A 6,001-nucleotide genomic window follows, 5' to 3' on the forward strand; every position below is an offset into this window, starting at 1 on the left:
TCATACCGCCTGGGCGATGGTGGTCGCGGCCTGCAGCGGTCGAAGCGATGTGGTGTTCGGCACGGTCCTGTCGGGGCGCTTGCAGGGCACGAGCGGCGTGCAGGACATGCTGGGCATGTTCATCAACACGCTGCCGTTGCGCTTGCGGTTGGAGGGGATGAGTGTCGTGCAGATGGTGGCGCAGGTCGAGCGCGCCTTGCGCGATTTGCTTCCGTACGAACAGGCGCCGCTGTCGCTGGCCCAGCAATGCAGCGGCCTGGCGGCCAATGCCTCACTGTTCAGCGCGCTGCTCAACTATCGGCACTCGCACAGTGTGGCGGGCCCGTTTATGGATGGTGCCGCGGCGGACGACGCCGGGATCACACTCATTCATGCGCAAGAGAGAACCAACTATCCCTTCATTGCCTCCATCGACGACTCGGACAAGGAGTTCTCGATCGATGTGCAAGTCGATCGCAGCATCGATCCGCACCGTGTGATCGGCTACCTCGAAGCCGCACTCACCGGCCTGATCGGCGCGTTGCAAGAGCAGCCAGGGAAATCAGTTCTGAGTGTGTCGGTGCTGCCGGCCTCGGAACAGCATCAACTGCTGCGCGAATGGAATGCCACGCAGGCGGTGTATCCGCAAGAGGATTGTCTGCACGAGTTGTTTGAAGCGCAAGTCGCGAAGACGCCGAACAACACGGCGGTGGTGTACGAAGACGAGCGGTTGACGTATGCCGAGTTGAATGACCGAGCCAATCGACTGGCGCATTACCTGCGTGAGGCGGGCGTCACCGCGGACACGCTGGTGGGGCTGTGTGTCGAGCGCAGCCTGGAAATGGTGGTGGGTTTGCTGGGAATCCTGAAGGCCGGCGGCGCTTACGTGCCGCTCGATCCCGGCTATCCGCGCGAGCGCCTGGCCTACCTGATCGAAGACAGCGGCGTGCAATGGTTGCTGACGCAGGACGCGTTGCTGGAGCGGATCGGACGGTTGCTCGCCGAGCACGGGAATGTTCGAGTCCTTAGCTTCGATGGCGCTGAGTTGCAGTCGGAACTGCAGCGTCGTTCGGCAGACAATCTTCACCGCTCAGCGGATCAGTCATCACGCAACCTGGCGTATGTAATTTACACCTCGGGGTCCACCGGGCTGCCCAAGGGCGTGATGATCGAGCACGGCAATGTCACACGCCTGTTCGCCGCGAGCGCGACGAAATTCGACTTCAGTTCGCAAGACATCTGGACGCTGTTCCACTCCTTCGCCTTTGACTTCTCGGTATGGGAAATCTGGGGAGCCCTGTTGCACGGGGGCCAGCTGGTGGTGGTGCCGCACTGGGTCACGCGATCCCCTTCGGATTTCTACGAGCTGCTCGAGCGGGAGCGGGTCACGGTCCTGAATCAAACACCCCGCGCGTTCGAGTTGTTGATTGCAGTCGATGGCGAGCGGCAGGCATCGTTGAACCTGCGCTACGTCATCTTTGGCGGCGAGGCATTGAACATCGCGCTGCTGCAGCCGTGGGTCGATCGGCACGGGGCGGCCGCGCCGCAATTGATCAACATGTACGGCATCACCGAAACGACCGTGCATGTGACGTATCGGCGCCTGTTGTCAGCGGATATCTACAACGAAGACAATCCGAGCGTCATCGGCCACGTGTTGCCGGATCTGTCGGCGGTGGTATTGACGTTGCAGCGAAGCCTTGCGCCGCTGGGTACCGCGGGCGAACTGTATGTGGGGGGAGCGGGGTTGGCGCGCGGCTATCTGAACCGGCCGCAGCTGACGGCGGAGCGGTTTATCGACAATCCGTTTCACGATCCCAACCATCCAAAAAGCAGTGCGCGCCTGTACAAGACGGGCGACCTGGTGCGTTATCTCCCGGATGGCAACCTGGAATATCTCGGTCGCATCGACGATCAGGTGAAGATCCGCGGATTCCGTATCGAGCTCGGCGAAATCGAAAGCCAACTGACGCAACACGAGCAGGTCGCTGCCGCAGTGGTACTTGCAAGAGAAGTTGGCGGCAGCGAAAAGAGACTCGTGGCCTACGTCACAACAAAGCAAGGAGGACACGACTCTGGCCAGGAGTTGATCGCAGCGCTCAAAGCTCGCCTGGAAAGCACGCTTCCGGATTACATGGTGCCGGCCTTGTTCGTGGTGCTGGACGAATTGCCGCTGACATCGAGCGGCAAGATCGACAAAAAGGCCTTGCCGGCCCCGGATGCAAGCTCGCTGGCAATCGAATATGCAGCTGCGCGAACGCAGACGGAACGGCAACTCGTCGAGCTCTGTGCGCAGCTGCTGCAACTGAAGCCGGAAGAGATCAGCACCACGGCCAATTTCTTCGCATTGGGCGGACATTCGCTGCTGGTCATGCGGTTGGTGTCGTCGCTCCAGCAAATCGGGCTGAAAGCGGACGTGAAGACAATATACGGCGCCGCCAGCTTGCGAGCACTGGCGGCTGCGTTGGATGACGCCGCGTCCGCAGAGCAGAGTTCGTTCAGCGCGCCGGCCAATCTGATTCCGCCGGCGTGCGATCGCATCGAGCCGAGCATGCTGCCGCTGGTCAGTTTGAGCGAGCAGGAGATCGAGCGGATCGTTGCCACCGTCCCCGGCGGTGCGAAGAACGTCCAGGACATTTATCCGCTGGCGCCGCTGCAGGCAGGGTTGCTCTTCTTCCATCGGCTGCATCGACAGAACGATCCTTACCTGCTGTCGACATTGTTCTGTGTGGAGAACGGGGCCCGATTCGATGCACTCAAGGCAGCTCTGCAACGAGTGATCGATCGTCATGACGTGTTGCGAACGGCGGTAGTCTCGGAGGATGTCTCCACGCCGGTGCAGGTGGTGTACCGGCAAGCCGACCTGCCAATCGAGATGCTCGAGCTCGATCCCGCGCAGGATGCGGTGAGTCAGATGAGGGCGCGGTTCGACGAGCCGCAGGTGATGGACATTTCGCGGGCGCCGATGCTGCGAATTCGTGCGGCCAGGGATCCGCGTTCGGCGAAGCTGTATGTCTTATTGCAGATTCATCACTTGATCGAAGACATTACTTCGGCCGTCATTTTGGAAACAGAGGTTCGAGCTTGTCTGGCGGGCCAGGCTGACCGGCTTCCCAGCCCGATTCCCTACCGGCACTTCGTGGCGCATGCGCTGCATCAGGCCCGGCACGGCGATGCGGAGACCTTCTTCAGGAGGACGCTCGGAGATGTCACAGAGTCGACCGCACCGTTCAACTTGATCGACGTGCGCGGCGACGGCACCGATATTGTCGAAGCGCGCAAGTCCCTCGATCCGCTCCTGGCACAGCGCATCCGGCAAACGGCTCGGCATCAAAAGTTCAGCCCAGCGGTTCTGTTTCATACCGCCTGGGCGATGGTGGTCGCGGCCTGCAGCGGTCGAAGCGATGTGGTGTTCGGCACGGTTCTGTCGGGACGCCTGCAGGGCACGAGCGGCGTGCAAGACATGCTGGGCATGTTCATCAACACGCTGCCGTTGCGATTGCGGCTGGAGGGAATGACGGTCGTGCAGATGGTGGCGCAGGTCGACCAAGCCTTGCGTGAGTTGCTTCCGTACGAACAGGCGCCGCTGTCGCTCGCTCAGCAATGCAGCGGCCTGGCGGCGAGTGCCTCATTGTTCAGTGCGCTGCTCAACTATCGGCATTCGCAGAGTGTGGCGGGCGCGTTTATGGATGATGGGATCACGCTGATTCATGCGCAGGAGAGAACCAACTATCCCTTCATTGCCTCCATCGATGACTCAGACAAGGAGTTCTCGATCGATGTGCAGGTCGATCACAGCATCGATCCGCATCATGTGATCGGCTACCTCGAAGCGGCACTCGCCGGCCTGATCGGCGCGCTGCAGGAGCAGCCAGGGCAATCAGTGCTGAGTGTGTCGGTGCTGCCGGCCTCGGAACAGTACCAACTGCTGCGAGAATGGAATGCTACCCACGCGGAATATCCGCAAGAAGATTGTCTGCACGAGTTGTTTGAAGCGCAAGTCGCGAAGACGCCGAACCACACGGCGGTGGTGTACGAAGACGAGTGGTTGACGTATGCCGAGTTAAACGACCGAGCCAATCGCCTCGCGCATTACCTGCGCGGGGCGGGCGTGACCCCGGACACGCTGGTGGGCCTGTGTGTCGAGCGCAGCCTGGAGATGGTGGTCGGACTGTTGGGTATTTTGAAGGCCGGCGGCGCTTACGTGCCGCTCGACCCCGGCTATCCGCGCGAGCGGCTGGTCTACATGATCGAAGACAGCGGCATGCAATGGTTGCTGACGCAGGACGCGTTGCTGGAGCAGGCCGGACAGTTGCTCGCTGAGCAGGCTCGTGTTCGAGTCCTGAGCCTCGATGGCGCCGAGCTGCAGTCGGAACTGCAGCGTTGTTCGGCGGAGAATCCACGCCGATCAGCGGATCAGTCATCACGCAACCTGGCGTATGTGATCTACACCTCCGGGTCCACCGGGCAGCCCAAGGGGGTGATGATCGAACATCAGGCCGTGGTGAATTTCCTCCACAGCATGCAGCGGGACGTGGGAATCGATCAAAGCGACGTCCTGCTCAGCGTGACTTCCCTGTCATTCGATATTGCCGCATTGGAGCTCTATCTTCCGCTGACGGTTGGCGCGCGGACGGTCCTGGCCACCCGAGAAAGCGCTCGACAACCGGAACATCTATTCCAACTGATCGAGCATCGGGGCATCACGATCATGCAAGCCACGCCATCGACATGGAGGATGCTGGCCGATCATGGGTGGCCGCGATCGAGCCGGCCACTGAAAGCCTTGTGCGGCGGCGAGGCGTTGTCGGACGATTTGGCCGGACGGCTCCTGCGGCACATGCCGGCCCTCTGGAATCTGTACGGACCGACCGAGACGACGATCTGGTCGACAGTGCATTACATCACGGCCCAGCAGCCGGAACCGCTGATCGGCCGTCCGCTCGCGAACACGCAATTGTATGTATTGGATGCGCAGCGTAATCCAGTGCCGATCGGTGTCGCGGGCGAGCTGCACATTGGCGGAGCCGGCCTGGCGCGCGGCTACTTGAATCGTCCGGAATTGACCGCGGAACGGTTCATCATCAATCCGTTCCATGATCGCAGCGAGCCGGCCAGCGGCGAGCGTCTGTACACGACGGGCGATCGGGTGCGTTACCTGCCGGACGGCAATCTGGAATATCTCGGTCGCAGCGACGATCAGGTCAAGATTCGCGGTTTCCGCATCGAGCTCGGCGAGATCGAAAACCAGTTGATGCAACATCCAGACGTCGGAGCCGCGGTCGTTCTGGCACGCGAGGACGTCGCCGGCCACAAGATGTTGGTGGCGTATGTCACGACTCGAGCAGACCGCAGTGGCGTGACGCAGGCACTTACGCAGCGGCTCGAGGAACATCTGCGAGGCGTCTTGCCGGAGTACATGGTGCCGGCGCTGTTCGTGGTGCTGGAAGAGTTGCCGCTGACGCCGAATGGCAAGATCGACAAGAAGTCCTTGCCGGCGCCGGATGCCGATGCAGCGCAAGCGGAGTACGTGGCGCCGCGAACACGGACGGAGCAGCGGCTCGTCGCGATCTGGGCGGATTTGCTGGAAGTCGAGCCAGAAGCGATCGGCGCAACCGCGAATTTCTTCGCGTTGGGCGGCAACTCGTTGTTGTCCATTCCCCTGGTGGCGGAAGTGCGCAAGCACTTCGATATCGAGCTCGATATCAAGCGTATTTTCGATACCACGACACTGTCCGCATTGGCTGCAGCGATCGACGCGAGTGCCAGCAAAGCACAACGTCCGCAGGTCACGATGGTGGAGCGTCAGGGCAACCGGGTGCCGCTGTCGTTCGCGCAGCAGCGGATGTGGTTTCTGGACCGGCTCGACGAGGGCGGCGCGCATTACAACATGCCGTTGGCGCTGCGGGTGTCGGGGCGCTTCGATATCGCCGTTGCCGAGCAAGCATTCCAGCGGATCATCGAGCGGCACGAACCGCTGCGTACCGTTTTTGGCGGCGATGGCGATCAAGTCTGGCAGGAG

1 protein-coding gene is annotated in these 6,001 nt (G+C 61.4%); it reads left to right on the plus strand.

Annotated elements, in window-relative coordinates:
• Window positions 1–6,001 (plus strand): amino acid adenylation domain-containing protein (locus tag VGD45_RS26750; RefSeq protein ID WP_331158450.1); only part of this gene is annotated, 6,001 nt, incomplete at both ends.

This window comes from Steroidobacter sp., from assembly GCF_036402275.1.
Lineage (GTDB): Bacteria > Pseudomonadota > Gammaproteobacteria > Steroidobacterales > Steroidobacteraceae > Steroidobacter.